The sequence below is a fragment of the Roseovarius sp. Pro17 genome, from assembly GCF_035599575.1.
GTDB lineage: Bacteria > Pseudomonadota > Alphaproteobacteria > Rhodobacterales > Rhodobacteraceae > Roseovarius.
The window spans coordinates 2,123,680-2,145,601 of sequence record NZ_CP141179.1 but is presented as its reverse complement, the minus strand read 5'-3'; the positions used below and the strand labels follow the sequence as shown (position 1 = coordinate 2,145,601).

Here is a 21,922-nt window from a genome sequence, read left to right as displayed (position 1 = left end):
GATGTTGCGGAAAACAGCGTAAAATCGTCACGTTTTGTCGCGGTCAGATTGCAACCATGTTCGGCTGCGCCTAGCGGTTCGCGCCCGGAACCCACAGCACGTCGTCTTTACCGCCGTTGTTGGCCATGCGGCCCGCGACGAAAAACCAGTCGCTGAGGCGATTGAGGTATTTGACAGCGGCCGGGTTCACGGTCTCGAGCTCAGCCAATTCGGTCGCCAAACGCTCGGCACGGCGCGAAACGGTGCGGCAGAGATGCAGATAGGCGGCCAAATCTGTACCGCCCGGGAGGATAAAGCTGCGCAGGGGGTCCAGCACCTTGGTCATGGCGTCGATTTCGGCCTCAAGGCGGTCGACCTGACTCTGCGCGACGCGCAAGGGTGGATATTCCGCCTCTCCGTCCTTTTCGATGTCCGGGTTGCAGAGGTCAGCGCCCAAATCGAACAGGTCGTTCTGGATCCGCGCCAGTGCCTCATCGGTTTCGCCCGTCGCATGCAGACGCGCCATGCCTAGGGTCGCGTTCACCTCGTCGACTGTGCCGTAGGCGGATACGCGGGCCGAATGTTTGGCGACGCGGCTGCCATTGCCGAGGGCGGTGTCGCCCTTGTCGCCGGTGCGGGTATAAATCTTGTTGAGAACGACCATGATCATTGGCCTCCGAATTGTTTGTGGATGGTGACAAAGGCCAGAATGACAATGACGGCGATAAACTGCGCAATGATGCGCCAGCGCATAAATTTGTTCGCGCGTTTGCCGTTTTCCACGCCTTCCTTGCCGAAGGTGCTGATGCCCATCGCGAGAATCGCCGCGACGACAAGGCACGCGGCGGCGACGAGCAGGAAAAGCGGGTCTTTGAGCATTGATGCCTCCGGGGTGTGGGTCTGCTGGGCGTCTGCCAAGCGTTTGGGCCGCATTTAGACCGGTTGTGGCGAAAGTCGAAAGGGAAAAACCAGCACGCCTCAGGCACATCTCAGGCGCGCGACAGCATCCAGTCCAATGCGCGGGTGGGCAGAATGCGCCGCGCAAAGCCCATCGCATGGGTCGGCAGCGTGACATAATAGCGCGCACGTGGACGGCGCGCCTCGACCGCATGGATCAGTTTTTTGGTGACGGCCGACGGAGGCAACTCGAACGTGTCAGGGCCGTTCGACGTATAAAGCCGCTTTTGCAGGCCCGCGCGGTAATCGGCCTCGCGGGGTGAGTTTTCCCAATCAATCCAGCGCTCGAAATGCGGGATGGAGTTCTGACGGATCAGGGACGTGACTGGCCCCGGCTCGATCAGGCTGACGTCTATGCCGGTGCCGCGCAGCTCGATTCGCATGGTGTCGCTCAGACCTTCGACAGCGAATTTCGTCGCATTATAGGCGCCACGCCATGGCAGCGTCACGAGGCCCAGCACCGACGAGCATTGCACGATACGCCCAGATCCTTGGGCGCGCATCACTGGGATCACGCGGCGCGTCAGGTCGTGCCAGCCAAAGAGGTTCGTCTCGAATATCTCGCGCAGCGCGCCTGTTGGCAGATCCTCTACCAGGCCGGGGCAGGCGAAAGCGCCGTTATTAAACAGCGCGTCCAGTCGGCCGCCAGTGATCTCCAGCACTTCGGCGAGGCCCGCTGCGATGGACTCTGTGTCGGCATAGTCGATCTGCGGGCTGTGCAGCCCTTCGCCTTGCAGCCGCGCGCAATCCTCGGGTTTGCGGCAGGCGGCAAACACGCGCCATCCACGCGCGGCCAGCCCGTGAGCGGCATCATAGCCGATGCCCGACGAGCAGCCGGTGATAAGGATCGAGCGCTGAGTGGCGCCATTTACTATGGTCAAATCAGTTGGCCGCCGTGACCAGCCAATCGGCCATCCAACCGGTCTGGCCGGTGTCCAAATCGCGCAACTCGACCCACGCACCACGCCGGTCCAGTATCTCGACGTTAGTGCCGCGCGTCAATTGGTCGACCTTGTCAAAATCGGTGCCGGGACCGCTGCGCATGTTGGCGACATCTCCCGCGACGCTACGAATGTCGGCAGGCCCTCGCGAAGAAATGACCGCCTCGGCAATCGGCGTACTTTGAACGTCGCTGACCAGCGTTTCGACGTCGAATGTGTCGGTGCGGGCGGGCGCGCGCTGATCCATGGCATCCCCACCACTTAGCGGGCGTGTCATCGAGGCCAGTGTGATGCCGAATCCGCCTGTCTCATCCTCGGACAGCCCGGACAGGCCGGCGAAGGTGGTGGCCTCGCGCAGCGCCGGCTTGCGCTTTGTATTTTTAGCGGTTGTTGCTTTGGTCCGAGAATTGGATGCCGCGACCTGAAGCGGCGGCATCTCGGCCTCGACGATCTGCGTGGGTGCAGGTACCGGGCGCGGCTCGGCGAACAGCGATTTTCCCTGCCATGCGACCTGAAGCGAATTTGGGGCAGGCGCGTAATCACTACCACCGCTGGTGTGGTAGAAAACGAGGCCCAGAAAGGCGAAGCTGATCAGGATGAAACGCCACATGGTTTGCAACCCCCATTGCTATCGATTTGCGAGCGTACAGTCGCCCAACATTTTATATGTCCGATCGTCAGCAGGCAGCAGCCGAACCCTCGCACACTCTAGTTTACACGATTCGCGCCCCTTCAGAACGGTAAAAGACGCGCTCATGCTCAGACAGGCGCTTTACGTGCTTTGGCGCCACAGCTATCACAGCCCGCATGAGCGATGATATCAAAGACCCTTCCGCGCCCTCCAGCGCCACACCAACCGAATTGTCCGAACCCCTGCGTCGGGCGATCGGTGACCGGTATCTGACCTATGCGCTCAGCACGATCATGCACCGTGCATTGCCCGACGCGCGCGACGGACTAAAGCCGGTGCACCGCCGTATCCTGTATGCAATGCGCGAACTGCGGCTAAGTTCCACAGGCGGCTTCAGAAAGTCGGCCAAGATCAGCGGCGACGTGATGGGCAACTATCACCCGCACGGCGATGCGGCGATCTATGACGCCATGGCGCGCCTCGCTCAGGATTTTGCAGTGCGCTATCCGCTGGTCGACGGGCAGGGCAATTTCGGCAATATCGACGGCGATAACCCCGCCGCTGCGCGCTATACCGAGGCGCGCATGACAGTAGCCGCCGAGGCGCTGTTGGACGGGCTGGCTGAGAACGCCGTTGATTTCAGGGACAATTACGACGGCACGCTGACCGAACCCGTCGTGCTGCCCGCGTCCTTTCCGAACCTGCTGGCCAACGGATCCAGCGGTATCGCGGTGGGCATGGCGACCAATATCCCGCCTCATAACATCGTCGAGCTGATCGACGCCTGCCTGCACTTGATCAAAGTGCCGGATGCGCGCGACGACACCTTGCTGAATTTCGTCCCCGGCCCCGATTTTCCGACTGGCGGCGTTATCGTCGAGCCGCCCGAAAACATCGCGCAGGCCTATCGCACCGGGCGCGGTGCGTTCCGCCTGCGCTGCAAGTGGGAGGTTGAGGATCTGGGCCGCGGTCAGTGGCAGATCGTCGTGACTGAGATCCCATATCAGGTCCAGAAATCGAGGCTGATCGAAAAGATCGCCGAGGTTATCCAACTCAAGAAAATTCCGATCCTCGCTGATGTGCGCGACGAAAGCGCCGAGGATATTCGCCTCATCCTTGAGCCGCGTAGCAAGAATGTCGCGCCCGAGGTGCTGATGGGCATGATGTATCGCAACTCGGATCTCGAAGTGCGATTTTCTTTGAATATGAACGTCTTGATTGACGGAGTTACACCAAAAGTCTGCTCGATGAAGGAGGTGCTGCGCGCCTTCCTCGATTTCCGCCGCGAAGTGCTTCAGCGCCGCTCGCTGCACCGGATGGAAAAGATCGACCACCGGCTGGAGGTGCTGGAAGGGCTGATCGTAGCCTTCCTGAACCTTGACCGCGTGATCGACATCATCCGCTATGACGATGCACCCAAACCCGCACTGATGCGTGAGGATTGGAGCCGTGATTTTGTGCGTGCGACGGACGAATCCGATTATGTCTCGCCCGCCGGGGGCGATGCGGATGGGCTAAGCGATGTGCAGGCCGAGTCGATCCTGAACATGCGCCTGCGCAGCCTGCGGCGGCTGGAGGAAATCGAGCTGCTGAAAGAGCAGAGCGCGCTGATGGAAGAGCGTGCCGGGCTGGAGGATCTGCTGGAGCGGCCCGAAGCCCAATGGGATACCATTGCGGACCAGTTGCGCGAGGTGAAGAAGGCGTTTGGCAAATCCTACGAGGGCGGCGCGCGTCGCACCCAGTTCGCCGTGGCGGGCGAGGTCGAGGACGTGCCGCTAGAGGCTATGATCGACCGCGAACCGATCACCGTGGTGTGCAGTCAAATGGGCTGGATTCGCGCGTTGACCGGCCATATCGACCTGACGCGTGAGCTGAAGTTCAAGGATGGTGATGGTCCGCGTTTCCTGTTCCATGCCGAGACGACCGACCGCCTGCTGGTCTTTGCTGGCAATGGCCGCTTTTACACGCTTCCTGCCTCCACCCTGCCCGGCGGGCGCGGCATGGGCGAACCGTTGCGCCTGATGGTCGATCTGCCCAACGAGGCCGAGATCATCGATATTCTAATCCACCAGACGGGCCGCAAGCTGCTGGTGGCGTCGTCTGCTGGCGACGGCTTTGTCGTGCCCGAGGATGAAGTCATGGCCCAGACACGCGGCGGCAAGCAGGTGCTAAATGTGCGCGCACCCGCCCGTGCACTAGTCTGCAAACCCGTCACCGGTGATCACGTCGCCGTGGTCGGTGAAAATCGTAAAGTGTTGATTTTTGCACTGTCCGAACTGCCGGAAATGGGCAGGGGCAAAGGCGTAAGGCTGCAGAAATACAAGGATGGCGGTCTGAGCGACGCGGCGACATTTAGCATCGAGGATGGTCTGAGCTGGTTGGACCCCGCCGGGCGCACCCGTACGGAAACGGCGCTGGACGAATGGATCGGCAAGCGCGCAGGCAGCGGACGTATGGCACCGCGCGGTTTTCCTCGCGACAACAAGTTCACTGGATGAGCTTCGCCGTCTAAGATCTAGTAGGCCGTGCAGAAAATCAACCTGTTGCCCGCCGGATCGTTGATCTTCATATCGTCGAAGCCCCAAGGCTGGCGCTGCACGCCGGGTCGGGCGTTTTTGTATTTGCGCGCGTTCAGATCGCGGCAATATCCATGGACATCCTCGACCTCAATGCGCAAGGCAGAGCCGGGCGTGGCATCGCCGTGGTGCTCGGACACATGCAGCGCGCATTCGCCGCACCTCAACGACAGGTAAAGAGGTGCATCCGGATCAAAGCGATGCTCAAACTCAACCTCAAAGCCCAGAAATTCAACATAAAAGGCGCGCGCCGCCGCCTCGTCAAAACTGCGCAGGATGGGGATCGGGGCCTGCATCTTCATTGCCTTGCTTCTCCTCGTGACAATAAGCCTCGCAGCGTGGCTGGCGATCTGTGATCGGTCAAGAGTTGCGCTGGACAGCGTCCGGGTCGGCGGGCTATTGCGGCGCTGAACCCACCTGATGTGCGGTCGTAGCAATGAGGCGGATCGATGACGGGTGAGCCCGGCAGCTTGAAGGGCGAATATCGCGGCACGGCGGGGCCATTGTTCTGGCTGGCCTTGCGTACATCGATGCTGACCGCGCTGACGCTTGGCGTCTATCGCTTTTGGGCCAAGACACGGATCCGCCGACATGTGTGGTCTTGCGTGGCCGCAGATGGCGATGCGTTTGAGTATACCGGCACGGGGCTGGAGAAGTTCTTGGGCTTTCTGGCCGCAATCGTGGTGCTGGCGATCTATCTGGGCGCGGTTCAGATGATCCTGTTCTACTTTGGCCTGACATTGTTTGGGTCGGCCGAGACGCAGGCGCAGGTGTTCTTGCAATTCGGCGCGCTTGCCATCACGTCGCTGGCGGTGTTGCCGCTGATCTTTTTCGCGCAGTATCGCGCGCGGCGCTACAAGCTGGCGCGTACGCGCTGGCGGGCGGTGCGGTTCGGCGCGCAGCCCGGCGCATGGGGCTATGTCTGGCGCGCGATGGCACATTGGACCGTGACGCTGGCGTCATTTGGATTACTGCTGCCGCGCATGACCTTTTACCTTGAGAAATACAAGGCCGACCGCAGTTGGTATGGCGATGCGCCGTTTCAGCAGGGCGGGCGCTGGCAGGGCCTTTATCCGGCGATGAAGCATCTCTTTATCGGCGCGGGGCTGATAGCGCTCGCGGTGGTGTTTGCCGTGTCTGAGGTGTGGGTGATGGCGGGCCTCTGGGGCACGCTGGGCGTCATCTGGGCGGCGGTCGGCGCGCTGTCCTACCGGGTGAACAGCTTTATTTATCTGACGCAGCACCTGACACTCGGCCGTAAATCTCAGATCGCCTTCGTCGCCGCGCCCGAGACGTGGTCGATCCTGTGGCAGATGGTCGGCGGCGGGTTTCTGGTATCGCTCGGGGCTGGCGGTGCCTTTGTCGTGCTGGGCATGGTGCCGATGCTGCTGATCGGGCTCGAGACGGTCCCGCTGCGCGCCATGATTGTGCCGTCGGTATTGCTGTACCTGCTGGCGCTGGCGATATCGTCGGCGCTGTCACTGATCTGCATTTCGCAGCCTATCCTGCGCCATGTGGCCACCCGCTGCGAACTGCGCGGCGCGGAGACGCTGGGCAACATCCGGCAGCGCAGCGCCGATACCGGCACCGACGCCGAAGGCTTTGCCGACGCGCTGGATATCGGAGGGGCATTCTGATGCTGCCAGTATCTGCGCGCTACTATGATGGCCTCAGTGCCACGCGGCAGAGCGTGCGGGTCATGCTGTCGGAGGACGGTCGCGCGTTAACCATACTGGGTGTGCCTGATGCGGGCGCCATTGATTGGCCGTTGGAGCATTTGCGCGCTCTGTGGGGGCAGGGACCGAAGCCCGGGCAGACCGGGCAGATGACGCTGACGTTGCACCAACCGGACAATCGCACGGACGCGATGCCGCTGGATCCCGCACGATTGGTGGTGCGCGACACAGCTCTGATCGCCACACTGCGGAACCGCTGCCCGCGCCTGATGCGCCGCGATCGGCGGCCCGGCATGTGGGGCCGCATGGTTCGGCGCGGCGTTGTGGCGGCGGCAGCGGTCATCGTCATGCTATTTTTTATTCTGCCGCGCATGGCTGACACGCTGGCCGGGTTCATCCCGGTTGAGCGTGAGGTTGCCTTTGGCCGCGCCGTGGTGGGTCAAATCGAGGCGGCGCTGGGGGCCGCCGATCTGGGCGCGCTGGATTGCAAGGCGCCGGCGGGCCGCGCTGCACTGGATGCGATGACGGGGCGGCTGTCGGACGGTGCGGGCCTGCAATACGAGCTAGAGATGAAGGTGCTGGATCACGGTATGGTCAACGCCTTTGCCGCGCCGGGCGGGCAGATCGTCATCATGCGCGGCCTGCTGGACGATGCTGTCAGTGCCGATGCCGCGGCCGCCGTGCTGGCCCATGAAATTGGACATGTGGAGGCGCGCGACGCCACCCGCCACGCCCTGCGCGCCGCCGGATCGGCAGGCCTTTTGTCGATGGTGATGGGCGACGTGACCGGCGGCGCCGCGGCCGCTTTTCTGGGCGAGCTGATATTGCAGGCCAGCTACACCCGCGAGGCGGAGGCGACTGCCGATCGCTTTGCCTTGGGCCTATTGAATGACGCGGGGGTTAGCAGCGCAGGCATGGCGAAATTTTTCGCCAGCTTGCCAGATGGCGAAGATAGTGATGCGCACGCACTGCCTAGCTACTTTTCCAGCCACCCGGCCAGCAAAGCCCGTGCCGAGCGCGCCGAGACTAACGCGGCGATCCAGACGAATACCCGCCCTGTGATCAGCGAGGCCGAATGGCAGGCGCTACAGGATATCTGCGACTGAAAACGGCCCGCCAGAGATATCCTGCGGGCCGCATAAATCGCTAATGCGATGCGCGCTTATTCCAGCGCGTTGCCTGGCTTGATCACGCCGGTGCCGGCGCTTTCGCCGTTCTGGAACCACTCCAGCTGGTCGCCATCGATCTCGGCCTCGTAGCAGCCAAAATCGGTTTCGGGATAGCAGACACCTTCTTCGGTGATCTCGTACGTGCCGCCTCCGGTGGCGTCCTCATAGCTGCCGTCCTCGGCGAAGTAGCTGGCGTATCCGCCGCCGCCCATGTCGCCGCTGAATGTATTGCCGACCAGCGCCGCGCGCAGCTCGTCCGGGCTTGAGGCGGCCAGCGCGCCTGATGTTGCAGCGCCCATTGCGAGGGCGGCAACGATGGCGGTGCGTGAGATGATTTGAAAGTACATTGCAGTCTCCTGTGATGTTGGATCTGCCTGACTAAATAGGTGCGCTCGCGTGATTACAATAACGCGCCGCCGCATCCCCTTCAGTCATGCGCGCCTTTCCGCTGCATTCTCAGACAGGTTGGGCTTGAAGCCACACGCCGCCCTCGGGGCGCAGGGTCAGGATCATCACCGGGTCCGGGTCGCGCCCTTTTACCGGCGTAAACCGAAAACTATTCAGCAGCGTGGCGAGGATGATGACCGCCTCCTGCACCGCAAAGCTGGCACCGATACAGATGCGCGGCCCGTCGCCGAACGGCAGATAGGCGTAACGCTCCATGTCCTTGCGGGTCTCGAACCGTTCGGGGTGGAAGGCGTCGGGGTTTTCCCAAAGTTGATGGTGCCGGTGCAGCGCATAGATCGGCACGATCACCGTATCGCCGCGCCGGATCTGTCGCCCGCAAAGCGTATCCTCGGCCACGGCGCTGCGTGACACCATTGCGGCTGGCGGATAAAGGCGCAGCGCCTCGTCCACGATCATGCGGATATAGGGCAGGTTGACGACGTCTTTGCCGGTTGCGGGGCCATCGCCACAGACGCGACGGATCTCGGCCCGCGCCTTGTCTTGCACCCGTTGATCAAAAGCGCACAGATAGAGCGACCATCCCAGCGTCAGCGCCGTCGTTTCGTGGCCTGCGACGATGAAGGTCAGCAGGTTGTCACGCAGCTCTGCGGTGTTCATGCGCCGCTTCGTCTCGGGATCTTCGCCGTCCAGCAGCAGGTCCAGCAGGTCCGGCACGCCTTGGGGTCCGCGCTTGCGGCGGGCCTCGACGGCCTCATCCGCGATGCGCTTCATCTGCTTCATCGCGGCGCCCGACATGATGCGACCGGGCCGTGGCACCCAATCTGGCAGCCCCAGAATGTCAAAGAGCGAGATTTTGCCCGCCTCGGCGATATAGGCGTCGATAGCGCCATGCACCGCGCCCGAATCAAAGCTGCCGTCGCCCGAAAAAGTCACGTCGGCGATCACGTCGAACGTGGTGCGCACCATATCCTCGGCCACATCGACAGCGCGCGGACCTGCGGCGGCGATGCGCGCGGCACTACGCTCGGCTGCGGCGGTCATGATGGGGGCCAGGTTCATCACGTTGCGATGCGAGAATACGGGCGCCGCCGCGCGCCGCTGCCAGCGCCACTCGGCGCCCTCGGCGATGAACATGCTGTTGCCGATGGCGGGCTTTAGCAGGTTCTTTGTCACCAGCGACTTGGGGTAATTATCGACATTCTCCAGCAGCACGCGGCGCAGCGCGCCGGGGTCCATGACCATGTGCCACCGCTTGCCGGTACGCCCGGACACCATCGGCTGGCGCGTGGCCAGCTCGGGGATGATGCTCAGCACGTTGCGCCGCGCGGCGCCGAGGCTGGCGAAAATCCCCATCGGCTGCGTGACCAGCGGGACGCGGACAGGCAGGGCGGCGGCGGGCGGGGCAGGGGCGGCGTCTGTCTTCATGACGTGTCATATAGGTGCGCGGCGCGCCCCGGCAAATACGCGTCCCTGCATTTCGTTGCGATCTGCGCTGGTCTGCGCTATCGCGTCAGGGCTATTCAACGCCCTGTTTTCCGAGGATCGCCGCCCATGCTTCGACTTATCGCCCTTTTAAGCCTGCTGGCCGCCGTCGCGGCCTGCACCAATCCCAACGATCTGGGCAAGGCCCCGGTGCCACTAGGTGACTTCAAGCTGGGCTATAACGTCGTCGTCGCGCCAAACATCGCCAAGGGCCCGCTCTCACGCGATGCCTCGAATGAAGAGTGGATAGCGTCGATGAAAAAGGCGGTGGATGAGCGTTTCCGCCGCTATGATGGTGACAAGCTCTATCATTTGGCGATTTCGATCGAGGGCTACGTGCTGGCCGTGCCGGGCGTGCCTATTGTCGCATCGCCGAAATCGGCGTTGATCCTGAACGTGACCGCATGGGACGACGCCGCCGGCAAGAAGCTGAACGAAAAGCCCGAGCAGGTGACGGTGATCGAATCCTTCTCCGGTGAAACCATCATCGGCTCTGGCCTGACCCAGTCCAAGGAACAGCAGATGACGAATCTAAGCCGCAACTCGGCCAAGCTGATCCAGAACTGGCTGGAGCGTCAGAAATATCAAGAGAACTGGTTTGGCGGCACCGCAGCCGACCGCAAACCTGCGGCCAAGCCCGTGCGCGCCACTCCTAAAACGCCCGCTGCGAAGCCTGCCGTCGCGGATAGCTAAGTGCAGCCATCTAAATGCTGCGGCGTTTTTTGCTGTCTGAGAAAGGACGGTGTTGGAAACCTCCGACGGCGTTGAGGTCTTCAGTCATAACCATAGTGCTCAATGGCAAAGCCTAGCCTGTCACGGGCAGCCACCTGCACCTCTTGCGGCAATTTCTCACGCCAAGTTCCAATCTTGTTGCCTTTGAAATGCACACTGCCATCAAAGCCAGACTGTGAGATCTGGCAGAAATCGGAAAGTTTCCTCTTCGTTTCTTCAAAACTATCGCACGCATCTTCGAGCCGAATAATGAGTAACTTATCAGCCCCGAGGTCCTTCTCGGTCTGTATCAACTCTGAATAGGTCTTTTCTAGACGCAAGAGTGTGCGTTGATAATCGGTCGGTGTCCAAGTCTGCTCCATGTAAGACGCAAAGACATCCATCGGATGCCTGACCATGTGGACTATCGCAGCGTTCGGAAAGAGTTCGAGTAGAAAACTCGAATGCAAAACATTCAGCGGAGTATCGTCGCACCAGATGGATGCTCCGGTTTTCTCCAGAGGCTTCGAATACAGGTTGTTCAGAAATTGACGGCTGAATTCGATCAATTCATCCCTATTTCGCGTGGTTGCGGTGTATAGGGGGCGGATCAATCCATCAATGTAGAGTATTCCCTCTGGATCAATATCGAGAATGATGTCGTTCAAGAATTGGTCGATGCAGCTGTCATAGTGTTTCAGTCCGATCGCGCGGCCGATCGCGTGCAAACTGAACTCGAATTTTGGATTGATTTCGAGAATTGGCCTCGGCCCAACTCTCTTGCCGCGGGTTGCCTGGGATACCCCGTCCAAGATGCGCTGCAGCGCCCTGAGCCCGCCATTGCGAAAGCCGGATTTTCTGAGCACCTTTGAGAAATAGACGAAGTTCGCAATCGTGAGGTGGTTGTCCATAAAATGGAATTCACCTGTCAAATCGTTTACGACCGACCGGAGGCCGCGTGACGCTACGATTAGTCTGTTCTCATGCGCGGGAAGTGTGCATGTCTCATGAGAGTCGAGGAAATCCGCCATGATTGACGTGCCGGACCGACCCGTGCCGCCGATAAAGATGGGTCTGAATGTTTCGTAATCTATCGGTTTCATCCATCCCTCAGCGCTGCGAATTCTGTTTAGCGAAATCTGTAGCAGTCGATCCGTTTGGTTGCGAGTCGCTGTAGCGGGAAAGCAGCTTTTCTACGAATTGTTCCATCAGCATCCCAAGAAATAAATTCCGATTGGGACGAAACAGATCAAAATGTACCAGTGAGCCAAATCATGTTGATGGCGTGGATGTGATCGGGTCCAACATCTCTATCTCGGCCCCCCCCCCGGCGTGGTGTCGTGATGCGCGAGTGGGTCATGATCTTGGCCGGAGCTTACGTTTTGGCATCTGTGCATCATGTGATGGGCGGATCGGCACCGCCGCCGCAGTTTCACAAGGGAAGCCGCCGTCTGGACGGCAATGAGCCACCTTTGGCCCGGGCGAGTCATTTGCGCAAAAGTGGCGAGTTGACCGATATCTGCTTGACGTTGCTCACAGCAAAAATTAAGCAAACCTCGGCCATAGGGGTATAGCTCAGCTGGTAGAGCGACGGTCTCCAAAACCGTAGGTCGCGGGTTCGACCCCTGCTGCCCCTGCCATTTCCACCGATACTGCCAATGGGGCATAAGCTTGCACGAAACGGCGTTTTCTTGCATACCCCCTGTCAAGACATTTCACGCACTATGGACGAAATAACGCGCTTCTAGCGTCCGTCTGAACGGCGGTATCGGAATGTAACTGGTTGTTTTCGCAACGTTATGTGGTGCAAATGTTCGCTGGATTGCAAGGTGGTTCTCAGGTGATGAGCCGATGACGGCGCAGAACTGGCTCTATGTCTGTACGCAGATAGAGGTGCCCGTAGTCTTCGCCGTCGGGCGCGAAGGGGGCCACGTCGGCGAATCGTAGGGTGGTCAGATAGGTGTGCCGGTGGCTGCCAAACTCATTCGCCATGGATGAGAGCGTCATGAATCGGTGATGGAATGCGGCGATGTCGGCCTCGGTCATGAAATATTGCCAGGCTCCGGTCGTCGGATGACGCATCCGCGTGGCTGGTGTGTGTCCCTTGCGTACGAGCGCAAGGAATCGGCCCTTGGTTCTGAGCCCTATGGACCGCTCGAAACTAGACGCCGGGAGGCAGTCCTCCGGCCTTGGCGTGCCCGTGGGCCTCGCCAGCCGATCGACCTCCTGCTTGAGGACGCAGATGCTCTGGTAGCCGGTCTGGCCGTCTCTCGCGCCGACCTGCAGATCTCCTGACCGGATGGCTCCGATGAGCGCGCCCACCGAGATCCCGGAACGGTTCTTGGCGTCCTGCAGCTTCTCCCAGTTGTCGTCCTCCTTGGTGATGGGTGACGCTGCTGCCTTAAGATTGGCAACAAGTTCCATGCCATCTGAAGGGCACCAGATTTTCTTCACGTTCGGGAGCCGAGTGCGGGGCGTCAGTACCTGGTCTTGCACGAGCGTATTAAACTCTCTGCGCGACGCCCCCATTGCCTGTCTGATCTCGAGGGACCCAAGCCAAGACGGGACTTCCGAGAGGAAGAGTGCATATTCCTTAACCGGGAAGGTCTTCCATGCTTCGGGTCGGTTGTCCTTCGGATCAACTGCGCCCACTTCGACTAGCAGTTGGCCTAACAAGTCCCGTCCTAAGCCTGTTTCCGTCGACGCCGTCCTGACTGAGTGCAGAATGCGCTCTGGGAACGGTTTCCCGTATACGAATCCCCCTGTTTCGATCGGCCAGTTTTCTACTGCGAACTGTCGCAGGATGCGATGAAATGGCGCAAAACAATCCAGATCAAAAGATACACTGGACTTCCTTCTGTAGAAAAGGTCGCCCAACGCCCCTGTGATCTCCAGGTTGCGACTGATCGCAAATTGCATGAGTTCTTTAAGCGCCGCGAGAATGCTCGCTTCGCCCTTGCTTGCTACTTCGAAGCCTCTTGCGCGGGACCGCATTTCCAGGCTGATTTCGCCCACGTCGGCGGGGGAATCGAGACGGAGCAGTTCCCGTCCAAGGATCCTGCAGAAACTAGCGGCTGAATAAAGATCATGCTGCGCGAGCCAAGTGGCATCGCGCCCGTTCTCGAGGCGACCGTCCAGCCAGAAATCATAGGGGGTCGGGGATTGTATTTGTTGATCAAGCTTACCCGCCATGAGGTCATGAGCAATCTCGTTGAGACGCGCGCCGATGTCGTGCCGATCGCTTGGATGCGCGGCAGTCCACAATGGCACCAGGGGATGATGATGGCGCAGGCACAGGACAACTTCGCGAAACTGCCAATCCCCGCGCATGACCATGGCCTCCAGCGGCGGGTCATCGTAGGCTTCGACATCCTCCCGCAAACACACTGGACACCCCCTCACGGTCGGGTTTCGGAGGCTGCGAGATACGAAAGCCTCGGCGCGAAACTCCATTCGCACATCTCCGATTGGGCGCCCGGTCCAAGAGACCAGTGTCTCCACAGCGTCTCCATCAAGACCGGCGCAACCGGCAAGCGCCTCCAAGGGCTCGTCTTCAAGGTTCAGAAGCCGTTTGAAGGATATCGCCATATCCCGCGCAAAATCCTTGGCGCCAAGACCGTTCACTTCCGCCAACCTTGAAAGGAAAGACGGAATGGTCTCGCGAGGGGCACGTGTAGGGCGGAGCGGCAGCGGCCTATACATAGGGATTTTCAGCACGGTTGATCAGCTGGATCATTATATGAACTCGCATATTATGGTACTCAAAGGCTTCTGACGTCCTGCACTTGATCACACTCGGCTCAGGATTCACGAAACCGATTCCTCAATCGAATCTCAGAGTTTTCGATCCGGTCTGCAAGGTGGTTTAGGACCGCGAAATTGCCAACCGGGCAGAGATGGAGCCAGATATCGATTTACTAAGCAGTGCGGACGGCTAGCGTGCTCGAAGAGGTCGACGTCAAGGAGCGACCTTTAGACCGTCGCTCCCTATGCGCTGGGCCTACCTCTTGACCTTAAAAGCTACCATGTCCAGCGTCACTAGCCGCCCAACACCAACAGTCAGGGCGAAAAGCGGAAATTCGCTGTAACATGAACGAATGGCCGGTTTGGGGGTTTTCAGCACGGACACAACTTGAGGGATTGGAGATCAATCCAGCGAAATTAGGCGCTACCGTGAGACCCAATTACTAGCTGAGCCTCACTCAACGGGGGATTGGCGTTTCAGAAATTCTTACTTAGGTTGGGCGGTGGCTGAAAATGCACAAAATGAAGGAGTTCGCGCCAAATGAAGTGGATCACGGCAGCGCATCTCGATGCTTGGGGGCGAACCAACTCTGCAGAGCCCGAACTTCCTGAACTTGTCGCGGACCTGATTAGCGCGACTGCGAGTGACATACGTTCCATCCGTTTTCCAAGTGGAGATAAAGGTAGAACGCGTGGGCTAGACGGAATTCTCGCGAGCGACGGCGACGCGCTCTTCATCCCAAAAGGTAAGTCGATTTGGGAAATTGGAACCGAGATTGACTACAAAGGGAAAGCTATCAAGGACTTCAATAAGCGTAGTGGCGAAATATCTCCCGCCGACCAGAAGGATGTCACGCTTGTCTTGGTCACACCATTCACTTGGGACTCAACGAAAAAGGACTGGAAGCTCGAGAATTGGGTGGAAATCCGAAAGAAAGAGCAGTCTTGGAAAGAGGTGATCGTGATAGATGGCGCCAGCTTAGAACGCTGGCTCGCTGAGGCACCAGCGGTTTCAGCTTGGCATGCCCGAAACACGCTCAAGCTAGCCCCGGTCGACGCTGTTCGAAGCACCGATGAATTCTGGAACGACTTCGCCAACAGATTTGCTCCACCTTTGATTGAGGAGGTCCTGACGACTGAGCGCGAAAGTTTGGTTGAACAAGTGCTCGGCATGCTTATGGGGCCGCCGGATCAGATGTCTCTGATAGGTGACGCCCCGGACGAAGTCATCGCCTTTGCAGTTGCGGCGATTCGAAGCTCTGATGAGAAGGTCCGTAAATTTCTCGAGGCTCGAACGCTTGTTATCGACACCGAGGCCGGCGGACGTGGCTTGGTCGCGAAGCAGAACCTTGCATTCCTACTACGCGGCGATGCGGCACGTTCGCCGGGAAAATTCTCTGCGTCAGGCCCAACCATCGTGCCGCTTGACGGTTTGCAGCGCGGTGGCAAAGGTCAGCTGCTTGGACGTCAAACCAGCTTCGCCCTCACGAAAGCGCTGGAGAAAATGAACCTGTCTGAACGAGAGGCACAAATCTATGCGCGAGGCTGCGGCGGAAGCTTGGCGGCGCTTGAACGTCAAATTCCTGGCGGCATGTCTGAACTGCCGGAATGGTATAACAACGCAGCTGTTCTGCTCCCGGCATTTCTTGCAGGCAGTTGGGATTCAAACAATGCTCACGATCAAGAAATTATGAGCGCCATCGCAGGAACGCCGAATTATGCTGCATTTGAGAGGGCTATCCGGCCGTTCACTGCCGGCCTCGGGTCACCCATCGCCTGTGAGCAGAGTATCTATAAGGTTCGCGCACCACTGGATGCATTCATCCATTCCGGGCATCTAATTGGACAAGACATACTGGACCAACTAAGGCCAATTCTAGGAAAGGTATTCGGGCATATTGACCCCGAACCTGACCCAGAAGAACCCGCCTACATGCGAAGGCCTCCGGACCGGCACAGTGAGTGGCTCCGAGAAGGCTTGGCGGCAACGCTTCTGCTGACTGCGGTTTGGGAGGAGCAGGCGGGGCTTGTAGTAGCAGCAGGCGCTGGACAAGTATTTGCCAACGAAGTGGTGAACGCTCTCCCTGGACTGAAGAGCAACCATAGACTGTTGACAAGTCTCGCAGGGAACCTCCCCATGCTGGCGGAGGCAGCACCTGAGCCTTTTCTCTCAGCCCTCGAGCACATGCTCGAGGGCGACGGGGAGGCGATCCGCCCAATCTTTAAGGAAGTACAGGGCTTCGCCTTTCCCAGCGCAGAACATACCAATGTGCTATGGGCACTCGAGCGCCTCGCTTGGGACCCGAAGCTGTTCAGACGCGCTTGTCTTATACTGGCCGGGCTCGATCAGATCGATCCAGGTGGTAATCTTGCGAACCGCCCAGCTGCGAGCCTAGCCGACATCTTCTTGCCATGGCTGCCGTCAACGTTTGCCCCCCTGTCGCTTCGTATCGCAGTAATGGAAGAAATTCTCAAAGAGTTTCCTGAAACAGGCTGGACGCTGTTGCTTCGTCTACTTCCTGACGAGCAGGCCTCAACAAGTGGCACTGATGAGCCGCGCTTGCGCGGCTTTGACGTCGAAAGCCCTCGTGGGGTCACTAATGCCGATTACTGGGAGGCGCAACAACATGTCAGTGGGCGCGCAATTGAATTGGCATCTGGAGATCCCTTAAGAATGCTGGAGCTGATCCGAATGATGTTCCGGTTTCCCGATGAGGCTTTGGGAGGGGCCATGGATGCCCTGGAGGAAACGCTGCGAGGTGCAGAAAACCCTGAGCGCGATCAACTTTGGGAACGCCTAAGCAAAGAGGTCAAGCATCATCAAAAATTCGGATATACCGAATGGGCCCTTAAAGGGGAAAATCTTGAAAGAATGGCAAAGATTTCTGCTGAGTTTACCCCTCAGGATCCAGTATTACAGATTATCGACCTGTTTGATGACTACTGGGATTTAGATGACGAGGATCAGCAAAAACTCCTCCGCAGCGAAGCAGTTTCCAAGTTGGCTTCTGAAGGTTCGCCAAAGGTAATTGAGCTTCTTTCAAGTGTTCGAAACACCTATCATGTTCTTGAGGCTCTTATTGACGCGGACCTTTCTTCGGCTTTCTTAGCTCAACTTGTTAAAGACAGTTTTGCAGACGACGCGGGCGATGGTCATTCACGGTCACTCTTGAGAGTTTTTCGCGAAATGGCAGGAGACGCGACTTCGATTTCTTTGATCGAGGAACTTTATCAGCCGGGTGTTAACGATGTAAGCATCTCTCGTTTACTGTGTGCGTTGCCTTCTGAACCTCAAATTTGGGACGCAGCATCAAAGTTTGGCGAAACAGTTGAAAATTCATATTGGCAGGAATTACAGCCTCTCTGGACTAAAGCGGAGCGGCCAATTCTGTTACGCCTGATGCTCCGATTGGCTCGACAGGGCCGACCGATAGCTGCTCTCGAGACCGGCCACAATCGCCTTAAGGAAGTCCCATCATGCTTGTTACTCGCTTTACTCAATCGAAGCGTCCATGAAATCAACAAGATGGATTCTGAACGAAGCTCTGCGAACCTTGATTACAAAATCAAGAAGGTTTTCGAGGAGCTTGACCGACGGGACCTAGCGGATTCCGATATAGCGACGCATGAATATGCACTTCTAGCTTTAATTGAGCACTCCAAGCGGCCGCTACGCCTCCACCGTTTGATGGCTTCCAACGCAGATTTCTACCACGAAATAGTTCGCAACGTGTACCGCGAGGAAACACCTTCAAAGGACGACGATGACGTAGAGGCATCTGACACGAAGCGTTCCGAGTGGCGGCAGTCGTATAAACTTCTTAAGGGCTTCTCGATTTTACCGGGTTTCGTCGATAGGGAGCCAGATTCATCCAAGTTGACAGATTGGATAGATCGCATGCAGCAGCTTGCTCTTGAGCATGATCGGCAAGTCAGTACCGACCTATCCTTAGGCAATGTCCTCGCACATTCTCCCAACGACGACTTGGATGGTGGCTGGCCGCACCGATTTGTACGTGACGAAATCGAGCGACTCTCGAGCTCTAATGTCGAGCGTGGCCTTCAGACAGAGCGCTTTAATATGCGCGGTGTAACGGTGCGGGGAATGCGGGATGGTGGTATGCTCGAGCGAGAACTCGCTGCCGATTACCGCCGGTGGGCGGAAATTGCTGAACTGTGGCCTAGGACCAATTCACTGCTGTCCCGGATCGCCGAGAGCTGGGAGCGAGACGCCGAACGTGAAGACAGCGAAGTGAGGCAGCGCGAGCTACGTGATACATTTTGAAGCGATTTTGGACGGCCTTATTGCTTTGTTTCCGTTGAAGCCGAAGCAACTATGGACCTGTCGCGGTTTGATGCCGCTCCTTTGATAGCATTTACTGCACCAAAGGAGACGAACTATGGGACTGAAACGGACGGACGAGTTCCGCCAAGATGCTGTGCGGATCGCGCTGACCAGCGGGCTGATACGCAAGCAGGTGGCTGATGATCTTGGGGTTGGTATGTCGACGCTGAACAAATGGATTACGGCCCATCGAGACACGGCTGTGGTGTCAAAAGACGATTTAAGCCTCGCTCGAGAGAATGACCGGTTTCGGCGCGAGGTCCGTATTCTCAAGGAGGAGCGGGACCATCGCGCGCGCGATGATCGGCAATCCACGTCTGATGCTGCTGGATGAGCCGTCAGAAGGTATCCAACCCTCGATCATCAAGGACATCGCGCGAAATATGCGCACGCTGAACCGGGAGACCGGCGTCGCCGTGTTGCTCGTCGAGCAAAATCTCGAGCTTATCGTTTCGTTGGCCGACCGGGGGCACGTCATGGAAAAGGGCCGCATTGTGGCCAACATGAACTCCGACGAAATCCGTTCGCCCAATGAAGTCCGCAGACATCTGACCATCTGAAAGCACGTTTGACGGGCAGATCGAATTATCGAAGACCACCAGAAAAGGAGCACGAAAATGACGTGGCTCAGCACTTCCATCATGGCCCGCAAGGGCGTCGCCAAAGGTATCGAAGGGGCACATCACAAGATCACCATCGAAGATCAGGGCACGTTCCACTATGTGTACGGCCCTTGGCGATCAATCCAAGCTTGCGCCTCAGCTTCTGTCTTGAACGCCCGATCATGGTTTCGGTGAACACGCTCTTCGCCTTCCACGTCGATAACGTCCCAAACTTCAAAGAAGACGGCTTCGGCCCCGTCAGGGGCCTTAATGTTTGCCATTCTTTTGATTTCAAACCTCTTAGTCATCTTCTTCGTCTTCGACGTATGTCAAAAGTTTCATTTTTTGAACCTCTGAGCGATAGTCTTGAATCAACTCCCGCACATCATTCACGGTCTGCGCAAGGTCTTCGTCATAATCGTCAGATTCTTGATCAAGTTCGGGCGGCAAAACAAAATCAACGTCACCACCGTCCTCTGAAAACTTGATGTGTCGATCTACCGCCTTTTCAAGTTTGGCGATATTCTCTGGCGTCGCATCGGGTACGATTTCCTTGATTGCATCCAATATGAGGGCTTTGCCTGTTGCACGGCGTTCGTCTTCTTGTCGCTTTAGGTCTTTCTCAATTGCCTCAGACATCATCCGGGAACGCCGAAGCTCTTCGCGCTTCAACTCAAAGTCTAAGTAGTCATTCGCAATGCTGGCGATATGCTTGGATACTGTCGCCAAGATTTTAGTGACGATAGGGGTCGCGCTTAGAGTGTAGATGATGGATCCATTTTGAGCTCCCACAACCGCAACATCTTCTGGCTTTTCGCCTGCGACAGCAGTAACTCCCCCGATGATCAGTTCCCAATCGTTAGCGGTCTTTTTCCAATCTCTTACATTCTTGATAGCAGCGTCTTCTTGGAAAATCACGTTGAACACATAAGGTGTTGGCGCATCCACTTCGTCCGCATCCTCAAAACCAACTTTACCTGCCGAGGACTTGAATTCTCTTAGCAGCCGTTGCGCTTCTTCGAGTTTTTGTTGGCCCTCTTGCACTGATTGGAAGGTTGTTGCTGGATCGTAGGTCGTGGCCCGGACACGATGATTAATCCAAGCCTTACCTTGCTTGCCAACTAACTTGGCCACATCCATTTCTTCCAATACACCTATCTGTAGCGCGGAAAGTTCAGATGTTTGCATACCTGCTAAAGCACGCGACAAATCTTTAAGAGGCTCCGTCACAGGTTGCTGGCTCGGTTGTTGAGAATTATTCTGCAAAACGTTTACCAAGGCCGACAATTTCGGAGTTACATCTTTTAGATTTTCGTCCAACCATTCGGACAACTGAACAACTTGGGATACTTCCATAAACGATGACTCCGTGCGTGATCCTGTGCCTCAAGAACAGATAAAGAACTTTTGCCGCAATTACCACACCTATGGATGTCGGCTTTGAATGGCGCGCCTTGATCGGTTTGCGACCGCGGCGAATGGCCGGAAACCGCCGATCATGCCCGCCACAGATCGCCACCCCGTAGCGCGTCACCCATCTCGTCCGGGTTCGTCTGGATTACTGAAGAACAGCGCGATCTTGTTGCCTTGTGGGTCGCGGAGATAGCCGACGTAGAAATGGGGCCCGTATCCGAGCAACAAAAATGCTGCACGATGCACGAACGGCCGCAATGCGAAAGCCGTAGTCCGGTGTCGGCGCGACCGGTGAAAGTCCGGTCTGGGCCTATTCTGTTGAAAAACTCACCTGCTCGCCCGAATTGACGGGATTGCCAGAATATCTTCCCGTTAAATCGACTTTCGGCAAGCAACGTTTGCCAATCGGCCCATCGCGAGAACGGTGTTCCAGATTTCTAAGGTGATTTTCGCATGGCGGAGTTTTTCAACAGAATAGGCCGAGATCGGTCCTTTGAATGTACGCTTGGCGTAGATCGCCGGGAATGCTCAGGTCATCAGTCTTCGGCGGAGCTTATCGTCTGGCGTAGCGCACATGTCGGACTTGCCGAAGCGATACCGATTGTGGGCTATACGGCGATATATCCATTCGCGGAGCCCTCGCGGGAGAACGCGTAACAGGCTGGCGAGCCTTGCTGCCCCGCCCAAGCGCTCGCCAATCCGGATGATCGCTTCCATCCCGGACCATGCTTGCCCGTCTTCGATAAAGAGCCAGGTCTCAGGGTCCACCGGGTCCAGTCCGTAATGACGCACGAGAGCATCGCCGGTTTTCGACTGGGCGGGGCAGAGGCGGAACGTCCCAGCTTTATCCAGTTTCGCGATTGTGCGCGCACCCCAGGAGCAAAGTGCGCAGTCGCCGTCCATGACCGCTATTTGACCACTATCGTCGAAGGCAGGAACGGCTGGATCCTCTCGATACGAATAGGCTGTTCTCTCTGCAAGTGCTGCCATTCTACTCTCCACAGTTTTTTGGACCCAGCATGCGTCGCTTCATAAGAAACGACAACAGTGGGCGAGCGTGATCCGCAAATGCCAGTTTGGCAATACAAACTATAATGGCAGCGTCGTCCGCGTTGCGTGAATTCATCTGTCTCCCAATTTTGGGGTTGCGACGAATGGCTCCTATGGCGGGCCGCACTGCGGCATCGCAATCCTATGCTGAAGGTCGGCAATGGGCCTATTTTGTTGAAAAACTCTTGTTGATTTGAGGGCCTTTCGCTGATTCAATTTCCGGCATGATGTGAGGGGA

General features: G+C 57.9%; 18 protein-coding genes, 1 tRNA gene and 2 pseudogenes. 9 read left to right on the top strand and 12 right to left on the bottom strand.

The window, feature by feature from the left end; translation table 11 throughout:
• Window positions 1-70 precede the first annotated feature (70 nt).
• From U3654_RS10340 to U3654_RS10325, 4 genes are all read right to left on the bottom strand, one after another.
• Window positions 71-643, bottom strand: coding sequence for a cob(I)yrinic acid a,c-diamide adenosyltransferase (locus U3654_RS10340; protein ID WP_324751466.1), 573 nt, complete (start codon window positions 641-643; stop codon window positions 71-73).
• Window positions 644-645: 2 nt separating this feature from the next.
• Entirely contained in the window at window positions 646-858 is a 213-nt protein-coding gene (locus U3654_RS10335; RefSeq protein WP_324755263.1) for a twin transmembrane helix small protein, read from the bottom strand.
• A 110-nt stretch (window positions 859-968) separates the two neighbouring features.
• Window positions 969-1,817 (bottom strand): SDR family oxidoreductase, encoded by an 849-nt coding sequence (locus U3654_RS10330; protein ID WP_324751464.1) that lies wholly within the window; start codon window positions 1,815-1,817, stop codon window positions 969-971.
• A 1-nt stretch (window position 1,818) separates the two neighbouring features.
• Window positions 1,819-2,487: an SH3 domain-containing protein gene (locus U3654_RS10325; protein WP_324751463.1), complete on the bottom strand. Its 669-nt coding sequence runs from the start codon at window positions 2,485-2,487 to the stop codon at window positions 1,819-1,821.
• A 197-nt stretch (window positions 2,488-2,684) separates the two neighbouring features.
• On the opposite strand from U3654_RS10325, the gene parC reads away from it, so the two are divergent.
• Entirely contained in the window at window positions 2,685-5,006 is a 2,322-nt protein-coding gene (parC, locus tag U3654_RS10320) for a DNA topoisomerase IV subunit A (RefSeq protein ID WP_324751462.1), read from the top strand.
• A gap of 17 nt (window positions 5,007-5,023) precedes the next feature.
• Here parC and U3654_RS10315 read toward each other — a convergent pair whose 3' ends face one another.
• Window positions 5,024-5,386, bottom strand: coding sequence for a glyoxalase superfamily protein (locus tag U3654_RS10315; RefSeq protein ID WP_324751461.1), 363 nt, complete (start codon window positions 5,384-5,386; stop codon window positions 5,024-5,026).
• 147 nt (window positions 5,387-5,533) lie between these two features.
• Between U3654_RS10315 and U3654_RS10310 the strand changes: the two genes are divergently transcribed.
• Window positions 5,534-6,721 (top strand): DUF898 family protein, encoded by a 1,188-nt coding sequence (locus U3654_RS10310; protein ID WP_324751460.1) that lies wholly within the window; start codon window positions 5,534-5,536, stop codon window positions 6,719-6,721.
• On the top strand, window positions 6,721-7,866 hold the full coding sequence (locus U3654_RS10305; RefSeq protein WP_324751459.1) for a M48 family metallopeptidase: 1,146 nt from the start codon (window positions 6,721-6,723) through the stop codon (window positions 7,864-7,866). Before U3654_RS10310 ends, U3654_RS10305 begins: the two co-directional genes overlap by 1 nt.
• 56 nt (window positions 7,867-7,922) lie before the next feature.
• On the opposite strand, the gene U3654_RS10300 is transcribed toward U3654_RS10305, so the two are convergent.
• On the bottom strand, window positions 7,923-8,276 hold the full coding sequence (locus tag U3654_RS10300) for a hypothetical protein (protein ID WP_324751458.1): 354 nt from the start codon (window positions 8,274-8,276) through the stop codon (window positions 7,923-7,925).
• Between the two features lie 109 nt (window positions 8,277-8,385).
• A complete protein-coding gene (locus U3654_RS10295) occupies window positions 8,386-9,762 on the bottom strand; it encodes a cytochrome P450 (RefSeq protein WP_324751457.1) in 1,377 nt (458 codons plus the stop codon).
• Window positions 9,763-9,888: 126 nt separating this feature from the next.
• Between U3654_RS10295 and U3654_RS10290 the strand changes: the two genes are divergently transcribed.
• Window positions 9,889-10,512, top strand: coding sequence for a hypothetical protein (locus U3654_RS10290; protein ID WP_324751456.1), 624 nt, complete (start codon window positions 9,889-9,891; stop codon window positions 10,510-10,512).
• A gap of 80 nt (window positions 10,513-10,592) precedes the next feature.
• On the opposite strand, the gene U3654_RS10285 is transcribed toward U3654_RS10290, so the two are convergent.
• Window positions 10,593-11,441: a sulfotransferase gene (locus tag U3654_RS10285; protein WP_324751455.1), complete on the bottom strand. Its 849-nt coding sequence runs from the start codon at window positions 11,439-11,441 to the stop codon at window positions 10,593-10,595.
• 653 nt (window positions 11,442-12,094) lie between these two features.
• Here U3654_RS10285 and U3654_RS10280 point away from each other — a divergent pair.
• Window positions 12,095-12,170: transfer RNA gene (locus U3654_RS10280), tRNA-Trp, on the top strand.
• Window positions 12,171-12,366: 196 nt separating this feature from the next.
• Here the strand turns inward: U3654_RS10280 and U3654_RS10275 are convergent.
• Window positions 12,367-14,232 (bottom strand): TniQ family protein, encoded by a 1,866-nt coding sequence (locus U3654_RS10275; protein WP_324751454.1) that lies wholly within the window; start codon window positions 14,230-14,232, stop codon window positions 12,367-12,369.
• Between the two features lie 583 nt (window positions 14,233-14,815).
• On the opposite strand from U3654_RS10275, the gene U3654_RS10270 reads away from it, so the two are divergent.
• The 4 genes and pseudogenes from U3654_RS10270 to U3654_RS10255 all read left to right on the top strand — a co-directional run bounded on the left by U3654_RS10270 (window position 14,816) and on the right by U3654_RS10255 (window position 19,416).
• Complete coding sequence (locus U3654_RS10270; protein ID WP_324751453.1) at window positions 14,816-18,559, top strand: hypothetical protein; 3,744 nt, start codon at window positions 14,816-14,818, stop codon at window positions 18,557-18,559.
• A 115-nt stretch (window positions 18,560-18,674) separates the two neighbouring features.
• Window positions 18,675-18,905 (top strand): annotated as a pseudogene (locus tag U3654_RS10265) (transposase); the annotation flags it as partial.
• A 13-nt stretch (window positions 18,906-18,918) separates the two neighbouring features.
• Window positions 18,919-19,179: a hypothetical protein gene (locus U3654_RS10260; RefSeq protein ID WP_324751452.1), complete on the top strand. Its 261-nt coding sequence runs from the start codon at window positions 18,919-18,921 to the stop codon at window positions 19,177-19,179.
• A 57-nt stretch (window positions 19,180-19,236) separates the two neighbouring features.
• Complete coding sequence (locus tag U3654_RS10255) at window positions 19,237-19,416, top strand: hypothetical protein (RefSeq protein WP_324751451.1); 180 nt, start codon at window positions 19,237-19,239, stop codon at window positions 19,414-19,416.
• A gap of 105 nt (window positions 19,417-19,521) precedes the next feature.
• Here U3654_RS10255 and U3654_RS10250 read toward each other — a convergent pair whose 3' ends face one another.
• The 3 genes and pseudogenes from U3654_RS10250 to U3654_RS10240 form a co-directional block, all read right to left on the bottom strand.
• Entirely contained in the window at window positions 19,522-20,577 is a 1,056-nt protein-coding gene (locus U3654_RS10250; RefSeq protein WP_324751450.1) for a hypothetical protein, read from the bottom strand.
• 174 nt (window positions 20,578-20,751) lie between these two features.
• Window positions 20,752-20,850 (bottom strand): annotated as a pseudogene (locus tag U3654_RS10245) (VOC family protein); the annotation flags it as partial.
• A gap of 312 nt (window positions 20,851-21,162) precedes the next feature.
• Window positions 21,163-21,624 carry a thiol-disulfide oxidoreductase DCC family protein gene (locus U3654_RS10240; protein ID WP_138924006.1) on the bottom strand — a complete coding sequence of 154 codons (462 nt, stop codon included), beginning with the start codon at window positions 21,622-21,624 and terminating at the stop codon, window positions 21,163-21,165.
• Between the last annotated feature and the right edge of the window lie 298 nt (window positions 21,625-21,922).

Bases quoted from the DNA above. Each gene is read 5' to 3' on its own strand.
- U3654_RS10340 (WP_324751466.1), bottom strand. From the start codon at position 643: ATGGTCGTTCTCAACAAGATTTATACCCGCACCGGCGACAAGGGCGAC.
- U3654_RS10335 (WP_324755263.1), bottom strand. From the start codon at position 858: ATGCTCAAAGACCCGCTTTTCCTGCTCGTCGCCGCCGCGTGCCTTGTC.
- U3654_RS10325 (WP_324751463.1), bottom strand. From the start codon at position 2,487: ATGTGGCGTTTCATCCTGATCAGCTTCGCCTTTCTGGGCCTCGTTTTC.
- parC (WP_324751462.1), top strand. From the start codon at position 2,685: ATGAGCGATGATATCAAAGACCCTTCCGCGCCCTCCAGCGCCACACCA.
- U3654_RS10315 (WP_324751461.1), bottom strand. From the start codon at position 5,386: ATGAAGATGCAGGCCCCGATCCCCATCCTGCGCAGTTTTGACGAGGCG.
- U3654_RS10310 (WP_324751460.1), top strand. From the start codon at position 5,534: ATGACGGGTGAGCCCGGCAGCTTGAAGGGCGAATATCGCGGCACGGCG.
- U3654_RS10305 (WP_324751459.1), top strand. From the start codon at position 6,721: ATGCTGCCAGTATCTGCGCGCTACTATGATGGCCTCAGTGCCACGCGG.
- U3654_RS10300 (WP_324751458.1), bottom strand. From the start codon at position 8,276: ATGTACTTTCAAATCATCTCACGCACCGCCATCGTTGCCGCCCTCGCA.
- U3654_RS10295 (WP_324751457.1), bottom strand. From the start codon at position 9,762: ATGAAGACAGACGCCGCCCCTGCCCCGCCCGCCGCCGCCCTGCCTGTC.
- U3654_RS10290 (WP_324751456.1), top strand. From the start codon at position 9,889: ATGCTTCGACTTATCGCCCTTTTAAGCCTGCTGGCCGCCGTCGCGGCC.
- U3654_RS10285 (WP_324751455.1), bottom strand. From the start codon at position 11,441: ATGGACAACCACCTCACGATTGCGAACTTCGTCTATTTCTCAAAGGTG.
- U3654_RS10275 (WP_324751454.1), bottom strand. From the start codon at position 14,232: ATGTATAGGCCGCTGCCGCTCCGCCCTACACGTGCCCCTCGCGAGACC.
- U3654_RS10270 (WP_324751453.1), top strand. From the start codon at position 14,816: ATGAAGTGGATCACGGCAGCGCATCTCGATGCTTGGGGGCGAACCAAC.
- U3654_RS10260 (WP_324751452.1), top strand. From the start codon at position 18,919: ATGATCGGCAATCCACGTCTGATGCTGCTGGATGAGCCGTCAGAAGGT.
- U3654_RS10255 (WP_324751451.1), top strand. From the start codon at position 19,237: ATGACGTGGCTCAGCACTTCCATCATGGCCCGCAAGGGCGTCGCCAAA.
- U3654_RS10250 (WP_324751450.1), bottom strand. From the start codon at position 20,577: ATGGAAGTATCCCAAGTTGTTCAGTTGTCCGAATGGTTGGACGAAAAT.
- U3654_RS10240 (WP_138924006.1), bottom strand. From the start codon at position 21,624: ATGGCAGCACTTGCAGAGAGAACAGCCTATTCGTATCGAGAGGATCCA.